This window comes from Streptomyces sp. NPDC050085 (genome assembly GCF_044460595.1).
In the GTDB taxonomy this organism is placed as follows: Bacteria; Actinomycetota; Actinomycetes; order Streptomycetales; family Streptomycetaceae; genus Streptomyces.
In genome coordinates, this window is sequence record NZ_JBITJZ010000018.1 from 76,952 (window position 1) to 95,131 (window position 18,180).

Below are 18,180 nucleotides of genomic sequence, written 5' to 3' on the forward strand. Positions count from 1 at the left end.
CCGTAAAATTGCGCCTTTGTGAGCGGGCGCGGTTCGGGCGCGACGCGCGAAACCCAAGGAACGGCTACGGCGATGACGGTGACAGACGACAACCAGGCCCCTGAGGCCTCCGCGGACACGGAGGTCGTGTACGGGCCCGGCATCGACCCCGAGCGCCTCGCCGTCTGCCTCGCCGTCCTGGAGGAGCTCGACAAGCTCGACGTCGACCACCCCGACGCGATCACGGTCCGGCGGGCCACCGCCGGCATCTACCGGACCGTGAAGCAGCGCCGCCGCCAGGACCGCCGCGCCGCCAAGACCGCCCACGACAAGGCCGTCACCGAGGCGACCGCGACCGGGTCCGCGCAGCGCATCGACGACGAGACCGAGGGCCTGCTGCCGTCGTCGCAGACCGAGGAGGGCCGGATCGCCGGGATCCTCCAGCGGCCGCGCTCCTGCTACACCTGCAAGACCCGGTACGTGGAAGTCGACTACTTCTACCACCAGCTCTGTCCCGACTGCGCCCGCCTGAACCGGGACAAGCGCGACGCCCGCGCCGACCTCACCGGCAAGCGCGCCCTGCTCACCGGCGGCCGCGCCAAGATCGGCATGTACATCGCGCTGCGCCTGCTGCGCGACGGCGCCCACACCACCATCACCACGCGCTTCCCGAAGGACGCCATCCGCCGCTTCAAGGCGATGGACGACTCCGCGGACTGGATCCACCGCCTCGAGGTCGTCGGCATCGACCTGCGCGACCCGGCGCAGTCCGTCGCGCTCGCCGAGCAGGTCGCCGCGGCGGGCCCGCTCGACATCCTGATCAACAACGCGACGCAGACCGTGCGCCGCCTGCCCTCCGCCTACGCCGCCCTGGTCGACGGCGAGAGCGCGCCGCTGCCCGCCGGTGAGATCCCCGCGCACTCCGTCATCGGCGCGTTCAACTCGGGCGCGGTCGACGGCATCGCCGCGCTGCCCATCGGCACCAGCGGCCTGGACGCGCAGAAGGTCGCCGACCTCGCGCTCGTCGCGGGCAACGCGAGCATCGAGCGGCACCTCGACGGCACCGCCATCGACGCGGGCGGCCTCGTCCCGGACGTTGTCGACACCAACACCTGGGTGCAGACCATCGACCAGATCTCCCCGGTGGAGCTGCTCGAGACCCAACTGTGCAACTACACCTCGCCGTTCATCCTCATCAGCGCCCTGCGCCCGAGCATGGCCGAGGCCGCTAAGAAGGCGTCGAGCGGACGCGCGTACGTCGTGAACGTCTCGGCGATGGAGGGCGTCTTCGGCCGCGGCTACAAGGGCGCGGGCCACCCGAACACGAACGCCGCCAAGGCCGCGATGAACATGGTGACGCGCACCAGCGCCCAGGAGATGTTCCAGGCCGACGGCATCCTCATGACCTCCGTCGACACCGGCTGGATCACCGACGAGCGCCCGCACTACGACAAGCTGCGCCTCGCCGAGGAGGGCTTCCACGCCCCGCTCGACCTGATCGACGGCGCCGCCCGCGTCTACGACCCGGTCGTGCTCGGCGAGTCCGGCGAGGACGTGTACGGCGTCTTCCTGAAGGACTACGCGCCCGGCAAGTGGTAGCCGTCCGGGCCGGGCGCCCGCGTCCGCAGCTGCCGCTGCACGGCGCCCGCGTCACCCGTCGGTGAGGCGGCACGCACCCGCGTGCCGCCGTCCACCAGCAGGTCGGCGCCGGTGATCCACGACGCCTCGTCCGACACCAGCCAGCGCACCGCCCGCGCCACGTCATCGGGCTCGCCGATCCGCCCGCTCGGCAGCCCGGCCGCCACCGCCTCCTCCGCGCGCTCCCACACGAACCGCGCCATCTCGGTGCGCACGAGGCCGGGGGAGACGGAGTTGACCCGCACCAACGGGCCCAGTTCGCCCGCCAGTTGAGCCGTCAGGTGCAGCAGCGCCGCCTTGCTCGTGCCGTACGCGCCGACGTGCGGGCCGACATGGGCGGCGCCCTCGGTGCACACGTTGACCACGGCGCCGCCGTGCTCGCTCATCCAGGCCCGCCAGGCGCACTGGACCAGCCGCAGCGGCGCCTCCACGTTCACGGTGAACGCCGTGCGCCACGCGTCCGGGTCGGCGTCCATGAGCGGCCCGTACGGCTGGTTCGTCGCGGCGTTGTTCACGACGACGTCGACCCGGCCGTACGCGGCCATCGTGCGCTCGGTGACCTCCCACAGATGCGCCGGATCGGCGACGGAACCCGCCACGCCCACCGCGTCCGCGCCCTGTGCGCGCAGCGCCGCGACGGCCTCGCGCACGCCGTCCGCGTCCCGGGCCGTCACGCACAACCGGGCGCCCGCGCGGGCCAGTTCCTCGGCGATCGCCCGACCGATGCCGCGCGAGGCACCGGTCACGACGGCCGCCCTGCCGGTGAGCGGGCGTGAAGTCATGCGCGTACGGTCTCATGACCCGAGGCGGCATGACGATGTGTCAGCCGTGCGGCAGTCGTGGACAGTTGGTGTGCCGCCGGTGCAGAGCCGCCCGAAGTCAGCGGGCGGAGAAGGCCGTCGCCCCCGCCACCAGCTCGAGCACCGGGCGCCAGTCCTCCATGACCCCCGCGTCCAGGCCCACGACCTTGCCCGCGTCGTCCGCCTGCCGCAGCGCCACCGCGTCCTCGGCCAGCGGGTCGGCCTCGAACGCGGCGACCTCCGCCGGGGTCATCGGACCGCCCTGCACGCCGAGCGTCAGCGCGCTCTGCGCCGACAGGCCACGGCCCGGTTCGACCGCCGCGAGGTAGCGCTTGGCCGGCACGTGCAGCCGCACCAGGTGCGCCACCCGCGGCCCGAGCAGCGGGCGCACCGCGTCCGCGGCACGGTTCGCGTGCCCCGCGTCGTCGCCCGGGCGCAGCAGATGCCCGAGATCGTGCACGAGCCCCGCGACCTGCAACTCCTTGTCGCTGGGCCGCCCGCGCCGCAGCAGCGCCGCGGTCTGCAGCGCGTGGTCGTGCAGATCGACCGGATCACCGCTGCGGTCCGGGGCGTCCCACGCGCCCCGGCAGGCGTGCAGCACCGCCATCAGTTCCTCGACGGTGCGCAGCTCGACACGTTCCATGGACGACTCCTCCCGGGGACCCTGCGCTGCCTGTCCCGAAGCAGACCATGGGGACGGGACCGGCATCTGACCGATCGGTCAACAGGGCGTTAACGCTCATTCCTGTGTGTGGTGCAGAATTGCCGCATGTTCCGCCCCACCCGCCTCCTCCGTACGCGCGCCGTCGCGCCCGGGGCACGGCTGATGTGGGGCGCGTTGCTGGTGGCGCTGCTCGTCTCCGTCCTCGGAGTGCCGCGCTGCGCCGCCGCGACCGAGCCCGCCGGGCACGTCGACGTCCGCGCGAGCGCCCAGCTCGCACCCGGGGTCCCCGGCTGCGACCCCGCACAGCGGCAGGCCCCCGACAGCCGGCAGGGCGTGCCCGCGCGCGGCAGCTCGGCACACGAACTCCTCGCGCCGCTCCTGTACGAACACGGCCACGGCGCGACCGAAGCGTTCACCGGCGTCGTGCCGCCGACCCCGGCCGGGCGCGGCCCGCCCCCGCACGACGCGCCCTCACCCGTCGAACTGTCCGTCCTGCGCGTGTAGATGACGCCCCGGGCCCCATTGGAACCCGGCCCCGTCATCTCCCCTTCCCTGCGTACAAGGACGACTTCGTCATGCCCAAGAAGCCTCAGGCTCCCCAGAATTCCCACAGCGACGCGGCCGCCAAGCGCCGCCCCTTCGTCATCGGCGCCGCCGTCGCGGTCGCCGCCGCCCTGCTCGGCACCGTCTCCTACACCGCGACCCGGCCCGAGCCCCGCACCGACGCCGCTCAGGACAGCACCGCCGGACAGCGGATCGACGAGACCACCGCCGCACTGATGAAGCTGGCGCGGCGCGACGCGCGCGACCCGCTCGCACAGGGCCGGGCGGACGCGCCCGTGGTCCTCATCGAGTACGCCGACTTCAAGTGCGGCTTCTGCGGGAAGTTCGCCCGCGACACCGAGCCCGGCCTCGTCAAGAAGTACGTCGACGACGGCACCCTGCGGATCGAGTGGCGCAACTTCCCGATCTTCGGCTCCGAGTCGGAGGCGGCCGCCCGCGCCGCCTGGGCCGCCGGACAGCAGGGCCGCTTCTGGCAGTTCCACCGGGCGGCCTACGCCGACGGAGCCAAGGAGAAGGGCTTCGGCGCCGACCGCCTCGACACGCTCGCCCGCGAGGCCGGGGTGCAGGACCTCGACCGGTTCCGCACCGACCGCGACAGCGCGCAGGCGCGTACGGCCGTGAAGAAGGACCAGGACGAGGCATACAGCCTGGGCGCCACCTCCACGCCGTCCTTCCTCGTCAACGGGCAGCCGCTCGCGGGCGCCCAACCCGCCGCCACCTTCGAGCAGGCCGTCGAGACGGCGAAGGCGCAGGCCGCGAAGTGAGCGACATCGGCTACCTCGCGGCGTTCCTCGGCGGTCTGCTCGCCCTGCTCAGCCCGTGCAGCGCCCTGCTCCTGCCCGCGTTCTTCGCGTACTCGATCGACAGCCCCACCCGGCTCGTCGCCCGCACCGGGATCTTCTACCTCGGCCTCGCGACGACCCTCGTGCCGCTGGGCGCCGCGGGCTCGTACGCCGGACGCTTCTTCTACGGCAACCGGGACCTGCTCGTCACCGTCGGCGGCTGGCTGATCATCGCGCTCGGCGTCCTGCAGATCGCGGGCCGCGGCTTCGCCTCGCGCCGGATGACCGAACTGTCCGGCCGGATCCGGCCCACGAGCGCCCTGTCCGTGTACGCGCTCGGCGCCGTCTACGGCCTCGCCGGTTTCTGCGCGGGCCCCATCCTCGGCAGCGTTCTGACCGTCGCCGCGCTCGGCGGACACCCGGTCTACGGCGGCGCCCTGCTCGCGGTCTACGCGCTCGGCATGGCCGTACCGCTGTTCCTGCTGGCGCTGCTGTGGGAGCGGTTCGACCTCGGGCACCGGCGCCGGCTGCGCGGCAGGCCGCTGCGCGTCGGACGGTTCGAGACCCATACGACCTCGCTCGTTTCGGGCCTGTTCTTCCTCGTGCTCGGGACGCTGTTCCTGGTCTTCGACGGGACCACGGCGCTGCCCGGACTGCTCGACGTGGACGACTCGTTCGCCGCCGAACAGTGGGCCCGCGGCATCGGCGACCACGTGCCGGACGCGGCGCTGCTCGTCGCGGCCGTCGGCGTCGCGGGCGTGGTGCTCGTCGCGCGGGCCTGGCGCGGGCGCGCACGCACGGTGACGGAACAGGGCGATCCCCGCGAGGAGTTGAACACCACGGAGGCCACGCCCGTATCTTCCCGTACCACCAAGTAGCTCGCCGCAGCGGCGAGTTGCCGTCGGTCCGTTCGGTACACGGGAGGCCTGCTTGCGTCGCGTCAACGGCACCACCCTCATCCTCGCCGCCCTGATCGCCACGCTCGGTGCCCTGGCGTTCCCGATCTGGTCGTACGCCGACCGGTCGGGAACCGGCCAGGCGAACCTGAACGCGGGCACCGTCGCCACCCAGTGGGGGCCGCTCTCGGCGGCGGACCGCGACCTGGTCGTGAAGGTCAGGCTCGCCGGGCTGTGGGAGATCCCGGCGGGCCAGCAGGCCATGGAGCGGGCCCCGACCCGGGCCATCAGGGACGCGGGTGACCACCTGGTCGTCGGCCACACCGATCTGGACCAGCGGGTGCGCGCGGTCGCGGCGAAGCTCGGCGTGGAGCTCCCGAACCAGCCGAACCCGCAGCAGCAGGGCTGGCTGAGGGAGCTGTCGGCGGCGACCGGCAAGGACTACGAGCGGAAGTTCGCCAATCTGCTGCGCAACGCCCACGGCAAGGTGTTCGCAGCCATCGCCCAGGTCCGGCACACCACCCGCAACTCCCTCGTGCGCGAGCTCGCGACCGACGCCAACCAGACGGTGCTCGACCACATCACCATGCTGGAGAACACCGGTGACGTGGACTTCGACGCCCTCGCCGACGAGGCGGCGGGCACCGCGACCGCCAGCCCGACGGGCCCGCCACCGCCCGGCGGGCAGGTCCCGCCGGCGGCTCCGCCCGCGCAGCCCACGGGCTCGCCGGACGCGACCTCGCGCCCCTCCGCCGCCCCGCTCGACGAGCCCGGCCGCACCATCAACACGGACCGGCCCGCACCGACGTCTTGAAGTAGCCCGCCAGGAGGGAAAACCGGTCGCCTCCCGTCGGCCGCCCGTGGCTGAATGAACACCCGGCGGCCCCCAGCGGGCCTACGGGTTTCAGCCCCATCGAGCGGACCCCCGCTCATTTGGTTACTCTGTAGCCGGACGGTTACTCAGCAAGGGGTTCCACCCATACCCATGGGTTGCCGTCCGTCCGGGAGAGGTCGATCACCACGGCCGATCCCACCAGCGACAACCGGCGCCACCGCGCCCGAACTGGCCCTCTACTGAAGCCCGATCGGGCGTCCGGTGCCCCGCGCGACGCTGGGCCCGGTCACGCCGGAGCGGGTTACCCGACACACAAGGAGTGCGCGGTGACACCAGAGAAGACGAATCTCGAGCAGCGCCCGAAGGAATGTACGGAGCGGGCCGGTCGCAGGCCGGAGAAGCTCGGCAGTCTCGACGTCTGGGCCCGGTCGGCCCCGATCCGCCTGGCCGGATACGAAGAGGACCTCGCCGAGCCGCACATCCTGCAGAGCGTCGACTGAGTCCCGAGTTCCGAGTCCTGAGTTCTGAGTTCTGAGTTCTGAGTCTGCGGTAACGCCTCGATCGTCTGCCCGCGTCCCTCCTGCACGGTGAGGGATGCGGGCTCAGGTGCGTTCGGGGCCGCGTCAGTTCCTCAAGGGGGCAACTCCCCGAGTGGTCAGCTCCCTTGGTGGCTCACCCCGTCATCCGATCACTCGCCACGCACTTTCTCAACTCCGTTGTCTGCACGGCCCATTGACGGCTTCTGTGCGCCACAGCATCATCAGACCTCCGATGAATGCAAGCCGAGCCGCCCTTCAGGGAGTGCTGTGCATGAGTGCGTACCCAAGACGTCAGGTCCTCGGAGCGGCGGCGGTCGTGGCCGCCGCGACCGCGCTGCCCTTGACGGCCGCGGGACCGGCCGCCGCCACACCGGGGAGCATCACGGGCGGGGGTGACGGAGGCGACTGGGGCACCGTCCCCGCGCCCGTCCCGGTGCCGCTCGACGCGTACTTCGACAACGACGGCCTCGACACCGCCGCCGCCCGCGGCGGCAGCTTCGACGGCAGCGGCTACACCTTCCCCGGCGAGGAACTGCCCGCCGGGCGGCTCGAAGTCGACGGCGTGCCCTACGCGTTCCCGTCGAGCGCGGCGGGTGCCAAGAACAACGTCGTCGCCCTCGGGCAACGCATCGACCTGCCCGAGGGCCGCTATCTGTCCGCCCTGTTCCTCGCCGCGGGCAGCTACGGCAACGCCTCGGGGCAGGCCACCGTCCACTACGCCGACGGCTCGACACAGAGCGCCGGGCTCAGCGCCCCCGACTGGTACTCCGGCAGCGGGAGCGTCGGCGCCTCCTTCCGCTACAAGCCCGACGGCACGAAGGACGAGCACCGCGTCGGCATGGGCGTCAGCGAGATCGCGCTCGACGCGTCGCGCGCGGCCGTCGCGATCACGCTGCCGAAGCTGGACCCGGCGGAGGGGAACAAGACCGCCCTGCACGTCTTCGCGCTGTCGCTGCAGCCGGCCGCCGAGGGGCGCGCGCTGGCCCTGCGCGACGCGCACTCCACCTTCTCCCTCCTGGAGGGCTCCGGCGCACAGAGTGTCGAGGCCACCGTCGTCAACGCGGGCACGGTCGCCGTCCTCGCCTCCGACGCGCTGACCGTCAGCGTCGACGTACCGGGCGCGCGCACCGTGGAACCCGCGCGCGTGCAGTGGTTGGCCCCCGGTGAGCAGGCCCGCGTCCGCGTCGGCATCCGCAACCGGGTCGGCACCGCACCTGGCACGGTCCAGGACGGCACGGTGCTCGCCACGGGACGCGGACAGCGTGCCGCGAGCGCCGGGCGGAAGCTGACCCTCGGCGTGCCCGACTACCAGCCCACCGAGGAGTCACTGTCCGGACACCAGGCGCCGTACTGGTTCCACGCCGCCAAGTTCGGCATCTTCATCCACTGGGGCGTCTACTCCGTGCCCGCGTGGGCGCCGGTCGGCAAGCAGTACGCCGAGTGGTACTGGGACCAGATGCAGGACCCGAACAACCCGACGTACGCGCACCACAAGGAGGTCTACGGCGAGGACTTCGCCTACGACGACTTCATCCCGCGGTTCACGGCGGAGAAGTTCGACCCGCGCGCGTGGGTGGAGCTGTTCCGCGACGCGGGCGCCCAGTACCACGTCCTCACGTCCAAGCACCACGAGGGCTTCGCGCTGTGGGACACCAAGCTGTCCGACCGCAACGCGGTCAAGATGGGCCCCAAGAAGGACCTCGTCAAGGCGCTCTTCGACGCCTCCAAGACGTACACGCCCGAACTCCACCGGTGCCTGTACTTCTCGATGCCCGAGTGGTTCAACCCGGACAGCCCGTGGATGGGGCACGCCCCGCGCAATCCGTACACGCTCGAGCCTGTCCCGTACACCGGCTACACCGCCGGCAAGGACTACGTGAAGGACTTCCAGGCCCAGCAGATGCTGGAACTGATCCACAACTACGACCTGCAGATGATGTGGTGCGACATCGGCGGCGCCAACGACTCCCTGCACGTCCTCGCCGAATACTTCAACCACGGCAAGAACCGGCCGAAGCCTCTCGAAGTGGCCGTCAACAACCGCTCCGGGATCGGCTTCCACGACTTCACGACGCCCGAGTACACGACGTACGACAACACCGTCATCGCCAAGTGGGAGTCCAGCCGCGGCCTCGACCCGTTCAGCTACGGCTACAACGCGCAGACCCCCGACGACAAGTACATGACCACCGAGCAGGTCGTGCACAGCCTCGTCGACATCGTCTCCAAGAACGGCAACTTCCTCCTCGACATCGGGCCGCGCGCCGACGGCACCATCCCCGAGATCATGCAGACGCGGCTGCGCGAGACCGGGCAGTGGCTGAAGACCAACGGCGAGGCCATCTACGACACCACGTACTGGTCCCGCATGGCGGAGCTCGGCGACGACCTGCGCTTCACGGTCCGGCCGAACCACGCCTTCTACATCCACTCGCTCGCCGAACCCGGCGCGAAGCTCACCATCGAGGCCCCGGTACCCGTCCGTCCCGGCGACAAGGTCACGCTCCTCGGCTACCCCAGGCCGCTCAACTGGACCGTGCGCGACGGCGCGTTCGTGGTCGACGTGCCCGCCGCCGCGCGCAAGGCGGGCGAGCACGTCTGGGTGTTCAAGGTGGAGTGGCACGGACGCTAGAAGCTCCGATGTACCCGGGCGGATGTCCAAGCGTCCGCCCGGGATGTCCATGGACCGATCCCGTGCAGCCCCCCAATCCTCGGATGTCATGTTGAGAATCACCCGCACCATTGGCGCCGCGCTCGCGCTGGTGCTGACCGCGGTGCCGGCCGCCGTCGCGCAGGCCGCCGCACCCGAGGCACCCGAAGCCGCTCCGCGCACCGTCCCCGCACTCACCAACTGGACGGCACGGCAAGGCAGTTACACGTTCGAGAGCCGGCACACGCGCCTCGTCGCCCATGACGCCGCCTCCCGGCGTGTGGCCCGCACCCTCGCCGACGACCTGCGGGCCGCGGGCAAGGGCGTCGTGCCCGTCACCGGCGGGCCGGCCCGTACCGGTGACGTCGTCGTCGACGTCGACACCCGGGCGAAGCAGCAACTGGGCGCCGAGGGATACGAGTTGACCGCGGGCAAGCGCCTGGAGATCACCGGCGCCGCCGAGACCGGCGCCTTCTACGGCACCCGCACCGCCCTCCAACTCCTCACCCAGGACGACGAGATCGCCGCGGGCCGCACCGTCGACGCGCCGCAATACCAGGAGCGCGGCGTCGGCGTCTGCGCCTGCTACGTGCACATCTCCACCGACTGGCTGGAGAACCTGGTCCGCGACATGGCGTACCACAAGCTCAACCAGCTCCTCCTCGAGATCAAGGTCAAGAGCGACGCCCATCCCGAGGCCAACACCTGGGGCTACTACACCAAGAGCGAGATCCGCCGCCTCGTCGCCCTCGGCGAGCAGTACCACGTCACGATCGTCCCGGAGATCAACTCCCCGGGCCACATGGACCCGTGGATCCAGGACCGCCCCGACCTCCAGCTCGTCGACACCGACGGCAAGGCACAGGCGTCCCGCCTCGACATCACCAAGCCCGAGGCGTTCACGTACTACAAGAGCCTCATCGACGAGTACGGCGAAGTCTTCCCCGGCCAGTGGTGGCACATGGGCGCCGACGAATACATGCTCGGCTCCGACTTCGCCAAGTACCCGCAGGTGCTGGCGTACGCGCGGGCCACGTACGGGGCGAACGCCACGCCGCAGGACGCGTTCATCGACTTCGTCAACCGCGTCGAGGCGTACGCCGCGAGCAAGGGCAAGAAGCTGCGGATCTGGAACGACGGCCTCACCGGCGCCAACACCGTGCCCGTCACCGCGGGGACGACCGTCGAGCACTGGCTGAGCGTGCAGGAGAAGCCCAGCCAACTCCTCGCCCAGGGCTACCCGTTGATGAACGCCGCCTACTCGCTCTACCTCGTGCGCGGCGGCTTCCACACCGACACGAAGAAGCTGTACGACCAGCAGTGGGACCCGCGCAGCTTCGAGGGCGAGAAGCTCGCCACGCGGGACGGCATCACCGGCGCGAAGATCAGCCTGTGGCCGGACAACGGACGCGGCGAGACCGAGAACGAGGTGGCCGCGGCTGCCTTCATGCCGCTCAACCACATCGCGCAGGCCACCTGGGGCACGCCCCACCCGGACGCCACCTACGACGGGTTCACCGCACGCGCCGACGCCGTCGGGCACGCCCCGGGCGTCCGCGACCTGACGCGGGTGCCGCTCGCCGACGGCACGTACACGCTCACCGACCGCGGCCACCGCACGCAGCCCGCACGGATCACCCTCGCCCGTACCGCCGACGGCTACGCCACCCTCACGAACACGGACGGCGCCTGCCTGGAGACCCGCAGCGGCAAGCTCACCCTCAACGTGCCGCTGGAGCCCGGCTCCGCCGCCACCTGGGAGACCTGCGACGCGAAGAACACCCTCCAGCGCTGGCAGTTGACGCGCACCGGCAGCGGCTTCCGCCTCACCAACGCGATCACGCGGATGACGCTCGACGCGACCGACGACGGACGCCTCGCGCAGTACCCGCCGGACCAGAAGACCCCCACCACCTGGACGCTGACCCCCGCCTGAGCCGAAGGGACCCACCCGCACATGCCCCTGACCCGACGCCACTTCCTGGCCGCGGCGACCGCCACCGCGGCCGTCGCCGCCACCGGCGTACCCGCGTTCGCGGCCCCGGCCGCCGCCCCCACCGAGCCGGACTTCCGGATCCCCGTCAGCCCCGACGACACCCCCCAGCAGCTCGTCGCCAAGGCGGCCCGCGTCCGCCCGACGCAGCGTCAACTCGCCTGGCAGGCACTGGAGAAGACGGCCTTCCTGCACTTCGGCGTCAACACGTTCACCGGCCTCGAATGGGGCACGGGCGACGAGGACCCGAACGTCTTCCAGCCCACCGGGCTCGACACCGACCAGTGGGCGCGCGCCCTGCGCGACGGCGGCTTCAAGCTCGCCATCCTCACCGTCAAGCACCACGACGGCTTCGTCCTCTACCCGTCGCGCTACACCAACCACAGCGTGGCGAGCAGCAGTTGGCGCGGCGGCGCGGGCGACGTGCTGCGCTCCTTCGCCGACTCGATGCGCACGTACGGCATCAAGGTCGGCGTGTACATCTCGCCCGCCGACGAGAACCAGTACCTCGACGGCGTCTACGCCAACGGCAGCGCCCGCACCACCCGCACGATCCCCACCCTCGTCGACGGCGACGGCCGCACGGGCCGGGACCTCCCTTCGTACGCGCTCGATGCCACCGACTACGGCGCCCACATGCTCAACCAGCTCTACGAGGTCCTCACCGAGTACGGGCCGGTCGACGAGGTGTGGTTCGACGGGGCGCAGGGCCGCATCCCGCCGGACAAGGTCGAGAAGTACGACTGGGACAGCTGGTACGCGCTCGTGCGCGCCCTCGCCCCCAACGCCTCCATCGCCGTGTCGGGCCCCGACGTGCGCTGGGTGGGCAACGAGGGCGGCATGGCGCGCGAGAACGAGTGGAGCGTCATCCCCGTCAAGGACACCGGCAACGGCAAGTACGACTACGTCCTGCCGTACGACGCGGAGGACAACGGCAGCCGCGAGGCCCTGGTCGAGGCGCAGCCGAACGCCGCCGCGCTGCAGTGGTGGCCCGCGGAGTGCGACGTGTCCATCAGGCCGGGCTGGTTCTACCACGCGGACCAACAACCCAAGACCGTCGAGCAGTTGACGGACATCTGGTACCGGTCGGTGGGCCGCGGCGCCGTGCTGCTGCTCAACGTCCCGCCGGACACGGACGGCCTGCTGCCCGCCGCCGACGTCGCCCGCCTCAAGGAGTTCCGCGAGCGCACCGACCGGGAACTGCCGCGGGACCTGGCACGCGGCGCCCGCGTCCGGGACGACGGCGCGGGCACGCGCACGCTCGACCTGGGCCGGGCCACGGCCGTCGACCGGATCCGGATCGCCGAGGACATCCGGCACGGCCAGCAGGTCGAACACGTCGTCGTCGAGGCACAGGTGAACGGGGCCTGGACGACCGTCACCGAAGCGGGCACCGTCGGCGCGGCCCGCATCCTGGTGCTGCCGGCGCCGGTCACCGCCCGGCGCTGGCGGCTGCGCGTCACCCAGGCGCGATCGGCCGTGTACATAGGGGAGTTCGGGCTGTACAAGTCCCAGGTGTAGCGGGCGCGGGCGGGGCCTGCCCGGGTCCCGCCCGCACCCTCCCGTGCGGAGATCGGCCGCATGAGCAGCGAGGCCGCGGCGGCCTGGAACAGGCCCGCCACCCGTGGGGCGACGGACTGACGCCGCGCGGCCGCCGGCGCTGCAACATCTGGCAGGGCGAGTTGCCCGTGGTGAACGTGTGGGAGTGGGGCGCCGACCGCTTCACGGCCACCCACTGCGCGGCCCAGACCACCGATCCGCGGGGACCGGACACGGGCGAGAACCGCGTCATGCGCGGCGGCTCCCACCTGTGCCACGCCTCGTACGGCAACCGCTACCGCGTCGCCGCCCGCACGTCCGACACACCGGAGTCCAGCAGCGGCAACTGCGGATTCCGGTGTGCGGCGGACGCCTGAGCGGGCGGGCTCAGCCGAACACGCGCCGGCCCCCGACGAACGTCTGCTCCACCCGCGTCGCACCGATCTCCTCGGCCGGACCCGCGAACGGGTCGCGGTCCAGGACGACCAGGTCCGCCAGATGTCCGGCGGCGATCGTCCCGGTCTCGTCGTCGAGGTGGTTCACGTACGCGCTGCCCGCCGTGTACGCGGTCAACGCGTCCAGCAGCCCGATGCGCTGCTCCGGCAGGAACACGGGCGTGCCGTCGGGGGCCTCGGGCGCGATCCGGTTGACGGCCACATGGATGCCCTGCAGCGGGTCGGGGCTGCTGACCGGCCAGTCGCTGCCCGCCGCGAGCGTCGCGCCCGAGCGCAGCAGCGCGCCGAAGGGGTACTGCCACCCGGCCCGCTCCTCGCCGAGGAACGGGATCGTCAGCTCGTCCATCTGCGGCTCGTGCGCGGCCCACAGCGGCTGCATGTTCGCCGTCGCGCCCAGGGCCCGGAAGCGGGGGACGTCGTCGGGGTGCACGACCTGGAGGTGGGCGAGGTGCGGCCGGGTGTCCGTCCAGCCGTTGGCCGCGCGCGCCGCCTCCACCGCGTCGAGCGCCTCGCGCACGGCCCGGTCGCCGAGTGCGTGGAAGTGCACCTGGAACTCCTGGGCGTCCAGCGCGGCGACGTACTTCTTCAGGTCCTCGGGCGGGACGAAACTGATGCCGCTGTTGTCCGTGCGGCAGCCGCAGCCGTCCAAGTACGGGCCGAGCAGGGCCGCCGTGCCGTTCTCGGCGACACCGTCCTGCATGATCTTCACCGTGGTCGAGCGCAGCCTGCCGCGGGTGCCCGCCGCCCGGCGCGCGACCAGCTCCTCGATCTGCTCGGTGCCGCGCGCCCGGTCCCACCACAGGGCGCCCACGACGCGGGCCGTGAGCGTGCCGTCGTCCGCGCAGGCGAGATACGCGTCGGTCGGGTCCGTGAGATTGGCGTGCGAGCCGAGCAGTGCGTCCTGCCAGGTGGTGATGCCGAGGGAGTGCAGCAGCTCCTGGGCGCGCAGCAGCCCGGCGATCCGCTCCTGCCGGGTCACCGGCGGCAGCAGCGCGCCGACCAGGTTCGCGGCGCCCTCCTGCAGCATGCCGGTGGGGGAGCCGTGGGCGTCCCGCTCGATGCGGCCGTCCGCCGGGTCGGGGGTGCGGGCGTCGACGCCTGCGCGTTCCAGGGCGCGGGAGTTGACCCACGCCCCGTGGTGGTCCCGGTTCACGAGGTACACCGGCCGGTCCGGCACGAGGGCGTCGAGCTCGGCGGCCGTGGGCAGACCGCCGGGGAACGCCTCCATCGACCAGCCGCCCCCGGTGATCCACTCCAGGTCCGGATTCCGGCGCGCGTAGTCGGAGATCAGCTCCCGGTAGACGGCGAGCGTCGTCGCCCCGCTCAGATCGCACTGGCCCAGCTCCATGCCACCGCCGACCGGGTGCGCGTGCGCGTCCTGGAACCCGGGGACCAGCAACCTGCCCGCCAGGTCGACGACTTCGGTCCGCGGGCCGATCAGCTCGCGCACCTCGTCGTGTCCGACGGCGACGATCCGTTCGCCGCGCACGGCCACGGAGGTCGCGCGGGAACGGGCGGCGGAGCCGGTGTGGACCGGGCCGCCGGTGAGGACGAGATCGGCAGGTGCGGTGTCGGACATGCGGGGCAACTCCTTGTGCGTGTACGGGTGTTACGGATCTTCCGTCCTACGGGACCTGCACCGCGGCCGGCGGTGCGGCGTCGGCGTCGGTGCCGCGCCGGGTGGTGAAGTAGGGCGAGCGGCGGCGGTACTTGGCGACGGCCGCCATCACGAGCCCGGAGACGACGGTCAGGACCGGGATCGACAGCATGAACCAGCCGTTGTCCGGGCCGAGTTCGAAGTGGTCGCTCATCGTGGCGTAGTCCTTGCCGAGGTAGACCCCGACGCCGAGCAGGGCCACCGCGCTGACCGCGGGCGCGACGACCGAGCGCAGCGCCTGCGCGGGCGAGGTGCGCAGCGCCGAACGGAACCGGACGGCGCAGGCGAGCGCCGTGAGGCCGTAGTACAGGGCCACGGTCAGGCCGATCGAGTTCACGGCCGCGAGGATCATCTCGTTCAGCTTGGGGATGGCGAGCGCGAGCAGCGCGACCACCGCGGCGACGGCCATGACGAGGACCGTGCCGATCGCGGGGGAGCCGTAGCGCGGGCTGATCCGCGTCCACACCCGGCCCATCGTGCGGTCCCGGCCCATCGCGTACAGGCCGCGCGCCGTCGGGATCACGCTGGACTGCAGCGAGGCCACCGCGGAGAACAGCAGCGCGAGCAGCGGCAGGCTGGCGAGCGGCTCGTCGGCCAGCTTCGCCCCGAGGTACGTGAGCGCCTGCGGCCCCTGCTCGATCAGCTCGGGCAGCGACATCTCACGCTGGAAGGCCACGGACCCGTACAGGAACAGCGCGAGCATCGTGAACAGGGCGATGAAGCCGCCGCGGCCCACGTCCCGTACGTCCTTCGTCTCCTCGGTGACGCTGAACGCGGCGTCCCAGCCCCAGAAGAAGAACACCGCGAGCACCAGGCCCTGCGCGAACGCCGTCCCGTTGTGGATCGCGAAGGGGTTCAGCCACGACCACGCGAAACCGTGCGAGCCGGTGACCAGCGCCCATCCGCAGAACCCGAGCAGGACGGCGTACTCGAAGACGAGGAGCCAGGCCTGGAGCCGGGTCGCCTTGCGGACGCCGGTGACCGCGGTGACCGTGACCACGGCGAGGACGAGCAGGCCGACGACCGTGCTCAGCGCCGTCGAGTTCGGATCGAGGTCGAGGCCGAGGAGCGTGTGCAGATGCGCCTTGTTGGCGAACTGCAGGAAGACCGAGCCGGTCACCGCGCTCGTGTACGCCATGAAGATCACGGTGCCGACGAGCGTGACCCAGCCGGTGAGGTAGCCGAGCCAGGGGCCGAGCGACTGGGCGACCCAGACGTACCCGCTGCCCATGTTCGGCTCGTCGCGGTTGAGCCGGGCGTACGCCGTCGCGATGCCGAGGATCGGCAGGAACGCGACGAGCAGCACGGCCGGCGCCTGCAGGCCCACCGTCGCGGCCAGGGACCCCATTCCGATGCCGATGCTCGTGGTGGCGGCGGTACTGGAGGCGGCGATGGCCACGCCGTCGACGACACCGAGGGAACGGCGCAGACCTGGAGGTTCGCTTCTCATGGGCAGACTCCTGGGACCGGGGAGGGAGGGGGCCGAGGCGGAGGCTGCGATCAAACCGGCCTTGTCAACGTTGCGTCAATGGTGTTGACATAAGGGGGAAGCGGGCCGGCCGGAGGAAGGGGTGGACGGATGGCCGAAGGGCGCATTCCGGCGGAGCGACGGCGCCGGAAGCCGACCAAGTCGGGTGTGGTGCTGTCCGAGGACGTGATCGTCGACTGCGCGCTGCGCCTGGTCGGGCAGCACGGGCCCGACGCGCTGAGCGTGCGCAGGCTCGGAGCGGCCCTCGGGTGCGACCCGAGCGCGCTGTACCGCTACTTCCACAACACGGACGACCTGCTGCTCGCGCTCGCCGACCGGATCATCGGCGAGGCGCAGGCCGGATTCGACCCGGACGGGATGCCGTGGGCGGACGGACTGCGCGAGATGGGGCTGCGGATCCACCGCTGCTACCGGGAGCATCCGCGGGTCGCCGCGATGGCCGCGTATCGCGTGACGCGGCGGCTCCATGAGTTCCGGGCCGTCGACACGGGCATCGGGTTGCTGCGGCGGGGCGGGTTCGACGACGCGACGGCCGTGCGGTACTACGCGGCTTTCGTGGACACGGTGCTGGGGCACGCCGCGTTGGACGCGGCGCATCTGGCTCTGCCGGACGGGAAGCGGGCGGCGGACGATTCGGCGTGGGCCGGGGTGTATGCGGGGTTGCCGGCGGGGGAGTATCCGCAACTGGCCGCTGTGCGGGGGCACTTGCCGTTGATGGGCGGGAGTTCGTTCGGGGCCGCGTTGGAATTGCTGCTGGCTGCTTTGGTCGCGGCGGCGCCGTAGCTTCGACGGTTCGGTCGGCGAGTGCGGTTTCGTCGTGGCTGGTCGCGCAGTTCCCCGCGCCCCTGAAGGCATGCGCTGCGCGCAGCCTTCCCCGGTACACGCGCCCCTGAAGATCGCGCACGAAGTGCGCATCTCCAGGGGCGCGGGGAAGTGCGCGACCAGCCACGACGGCGCCGCGGTCGGGCACTCGCAGAAGCCCTACGGCGCGTAGCCGGGGTCAGCAAGCTGAGCCCGGAGCCATTGCTCGACCTCGCCGACGTGCGCCGCGGCAGCGGCCCGCGCCGCCTCCGGGTCGTGGGCGACCAACGCCCGGTGGATGCGGGCGTGTTCGCGCCGGGTGCGCTCGAACGCACCCTCCTCCTGATAGCCCCGCCAGACCCGCGCCCGGAAGGTGCGGGAGGAGAGGCCCTCCAGGATCGCCGCCATCGTGTCGTTCCCGGCCGCGGCCACGATCGCCCGGTGGAAGGCCAGGTCGTGGGAGAGGATCTCCTCCGGGTCGTCCGTGGCCTCCATCGCCGCCAAGTGCTCCTCGACCTCGGCGAGTTGAGCGCGCGTGATGCGCGCCGCGGCGAGCGCCGTGGCCGTCGACTCCAGGATGCGGCGCACCTCGAGGAGTTCGACGAGACGCGGCCCGCGCGAGAGGTCGGCGACCACGCCGAACGTCTCCAGCAGATCACCCGCCTCCAGCTGCGTGACGTAGATGCCGGAGCCGTGGCGCGCCTCCAGGACGCCGAGCACGGTCAGCGCCCGGATCGCCTCGCGCATCGAGGAGCGGGAGATGCCGAGCTGGGCGGCCAGGTCCCGCTCCGTGGGCAGGCGTTGACCCGGCTCCAGACTGCCGCCGCCGATCATCGCCTTGAGCTGCTCGATCGCCCGCTCCGTGACGGTGCCCTTCTGGGGGGCGGTCTGCTCCACGA

General features: G+C 72.0%; 16 protein-coding genes. 11 read left to right on the plus strand and 5 right to left on the minus strand.

The features are described from left to right. The first annotated feature begins 72 nt into the window (after positions 1 to 72). Complete coding sequence (locus ACIBUY_RS38140) at positions 73 to 1,578, plus strand: SDR family NAD(P)-dependent oxidoreductase (RefSeq protein WP_399155096.1); 1,506 nt, start codon at positions 73 to 75, stop codon at positions 1,576 to 1,578. On the opposite strand, the gene ACIBUY_RS38145 is transcribed toward ACIBUY_RS38140, so the two are convergent. Both ACIBUY_RS38145 and ACIBUY_RS38150 read right to left on the minus strand, forming a co-directional pair. Further along, positions 1,557 to 2,399, minus strand: coding sequence for an SDR family oxidoreductase (locus ACIBUY_RS38145; RefSeq protein WP_365574236.1), 843 nt, complete (start codon positions 2,397 to 2,399; stop codon positions 1,557 to 1,559). The genes ACIBUY_RS38140 and ACIBUY_RS38145 overlap by 22 nt on opposite strands. A gap of 97 nt (positions 2,400 to 2,496) precedes the next feature. Then, a complete protein-coding gene (locus ACIBUY_RS38150; protein ID WP_399155097.1) occupies positions 2,497 to 3,060 on the minus strand; it encodes an HD domain-containing protein in 564 nt (187 codons plus the stop codon). Positions 3,061 to 3,186: 126 nt separating this feature from the next. Between ACIBUY_RS38150 and ACIBUY_RS38155 the strand changes: the two genes are divergently transcribed. The 9 genes from ACIBUY_RS38155 (at position 3,187) to ACIBUY_RS38195 (ending at position 13,256) form a co-directional block, all read left to right on the plus strand. Further along, the gene (locus ACIBUY_RS38155) at positions 3,187 to 3,585 is read left to right on the plus strand and encodes a hypothetical protein (RefSeq protein ID WP_365574241.1); all 399 of its coding nucleotides are present in this window, start codon (positions 3,187 to 3,189) and stop codon (positions 3,583 to 3,585) included. A 71-nt stretch (positions 3,586 to 3,656) separates the two neighbouring features. Continuing rightward, positions 3,657 to 4,409, plus strand: coding sequence for a DsbA family protein (locus tag ACIBUY_RS38160; RefSeq protein ID WP_399155098.1), 753 nt, complete (start codon positions 3,657 to 3,659; stop codon positions 4,407 to 4,409). After that, the gene (locus ACIBUY_RS38165; RefSeq protein WP_399155099.1) at positions 4,406 to 5,305 is read left to right on the plus strand and encodes a cytochrome c biogenesis CcdA family protein; all 900 of its coding nucleotides are present in this window, start codon (positions 4,406 to 4,408) and stop codon (positions 5,303 to 5,305) included. The genes ACIBUY_RS38160 and ACIBUY_RS38165 overlap by 4 nt, the downstream gene beginning before the upstream one ends. 52 nt (positions 5,306 to 5,357) lie before the next feature. Next, a complete protein-coding gene (locus ACIBUY_RS38170; RefSeq protein WP_365574250.1) occupies positions 5,358 to 6,137 on the plus strand; it encodes a DUF4142 domain-containing protein in 780 nt (259 codons plus the stop codon). Between the two features lie 347 nt (positions 6,138 to 6,484). Continuing rightward, positions 6,485 to 6,658: a hypothetical protein gene (locus tag ACIBUY_RS38175; protein WP_399155100.1), complete on the plus strand. Its 174-nt coding sequence runs from the start codon at positions 6,485 to 6,487 to the stop codon at positions 6,656 to 6,658. Between the two features lie 310 nt (positions 6,659 to 6,968). Further along, a complete protein-coding gene (locus tag ACIBUY_RS38180; RefSeq protein WP_399155101.1) occupies positions 6,969 to 9,329 on the plus strand; it encodes an alpha-L-fucosidase in 2,361 nt (786 codons plus the stop codon). 88 nt (positions 9,330 to 9,417) lie between these two features. After that, positions 9,418 to 11,283 carry a family 20 glycosylhydrolase gene (locus ACIBUY_RS38185; RefSeq protein ID WP_399155102.1) on the plus strand — a complete coding sequence of 622 codons (1,866 nt, stop codon included), beginning with the start codon at positions 9,418 to 9,420 and terminating at the stop codon, positions 11,281 to 11,283. A 21-nt stretch (positions 11,284 to 11,304) separates the two neighbouring features. Next, complete coding sequence (locus ACIBUY_RS38190) at positions 11,305 to 12,861, plus strand: alpha-L-fucosidase (RefSeq protein ID WP_399155103.1); 1,557 nt, start codon at positions 11,305 to 11,307, stop codon at positions 12,859 to 12,861. Between the two features lie 167 nt (positions 12,862 to 13,028). Continuing rightward, positions 13,029 to 13,256, plus strand: a complete 228-nt coding sequence (locus tag ACIBUY_RS38195; protein ID WP_399155104.1) for a formylglycine-generating enzyme family protein — start codon at positions 13,029 to 13,031, stop codon at positions 13,254 to 13,256. A gap of 10 nt (positions 13,257 to 13,266) precedes the next feature. Here ACIBUY_RS38195 and ACIBUY_RS38200 read toward each other — a convergent pair whose 3' ends face one another. Then, a complete protein-coding gene (locus tag ACIBUY_RS38200; protein ID WP_399155105.1) occupies positions 13,267 to 14,913 on the minus strand; it encodes an amidohydrolase in 1,647 nt (548 codons plus the stop codon). 46 nt (positions 14,914 to 14,959) lie between these two features. Next, on the minus strand, positions 14,960 to 16,441 hold the full coding sequence (locus ACIBUY_RS38205; RefSeq protein ID WP_399155106.1) for an APC family permease: 1,482 nt from the start codon (positions 16,439 to 16,441) through the stop codon (positions 14,960 to 14,962). A 129-nt stretch (positions 16,442 to 16,570) separates the two neighbouring features. On the opposite strand from ACIBUY_RS38205, the gene ACIBUY_RS38210 reads away from it, so the two are divergent. Then, positions 16,571 to 17,263, plus strand: a complete 693-nt coding sequence (locus ACIBUY_RS38210; protein WP_399155107.1) for a TetR/AcrR family transcriptional regulator — start codon at positions 16,571 to 16,573, stop codon at positions 17,261 to 17,263. A 198-nt stretch (positions 17,264 to 17,461) separates the two neighbouring features. On the opposite strand, the gene ACIBUY_RS38215 is transcribed toward ACIBUY_RS38210, so the two are convergent. After that, the gene (locus tag ACIBUY_RS38215; protein WP_365574274.1) at positions 17,462 to 18,178 is read right to left on the minus strand and encodes a FadR/GntR family transcriptional regulator; all 717 of its coding nucleotides are present in this window, start codon (positions 18,176 to 18,178) and stop codon (positions 17,462 to 17,464) included. Positions 18,179 to 18,180: the final 2 nt, after the last annotated feature.

What these genes read in the sequence shown, in the direction of transcription:
- ACIBUY_RS38155 (WP_365574241.1), top strand. Translation starts at nt 3,187, where the DNA reads ATGTTCCGCCCCACCCGCCTCCTCCGTACGCGCGCCGTCGCGCCCGGG.
- ACIBUY_RS38145 (WP_365574236.1), bottom strand. Translation starts at nt 2,399, where the DNA reads ATGACTTCACGCCCGCTCACCGGCAGGGCGGCCGTCGTGACCGGTGCC.
- ACIBUY_RS38210 (WP_399155107.1), top strand. Translation starts at nt 16,571, where the DNA reads ATGGCCGAAGGGCGCATTCCGGCGGAGCGACGGCGCCGGAAGCCGACC.
- ACIBUY_RS38150 (WP_399155097.1), bottom strand. Translation starts at nt 3,060, where the DNA reads ATGGAACGTGTCGAGCTGCGCACCGTCGAGGAACTGATGGCGGTGCTG.
- ACIBUY_RS38140 (WP_399155096.1), top strand. Translation starts at nt 73, where the DNA reads ATGACGGTGACAGACGACAACCAGGCCCCTGAGGCCTCCGCGGACACG.
- ACIBUY_RS38200 (WP_399155105.1), bottom strand. Translation starts at nt 14,913, where the DNA reads ATGTCCGACACCGCACCTGCCGATCTCGTCCTCACCGGCGGCCCGGTC.
- ACIBUY_RS38190 (WP_399155103.1), top strand. Translation starts at nt 11,305, where the DNA reads ATGCCCCTGACCCGACGCCACTTCCTGGCCGCGGCGACCGCCACCGCG.
- ACIBUY_RS38160 (WP_399155098.1), top strand. Translation starts at nt 3,657, where the DNA reads ATGCCCAAGAAGCCTCAGGCTCCCCAGAATTCCCACAGCGACGCGGCC.
- ACIBUY_RS38185 (WP_399155102.1), top strand. Translation starts at nt 9,418, where the DNA reads ATGTTGAGAATCACCCGCACCATTGGCGCCGCGCTCGCGCTGGTGCTG.
- ACIBUY_RS38205 (WP_399155106.1), bottom strand. Translation starts at nt 16,441, where the DNA reads ATGAGAAGCGAACCTCCAGGTCTGCGCCGTTCCCTCGGTGTCGTCGAC.
- ACIBUY_RS38180 (WP_399155101.1), top strand. Translation starts at nt 6,969, where the DNA reads ATGAGTGCGTACCCAAGACGTCAGGTCCTCGGAGCGGCGGCGGTCGTG.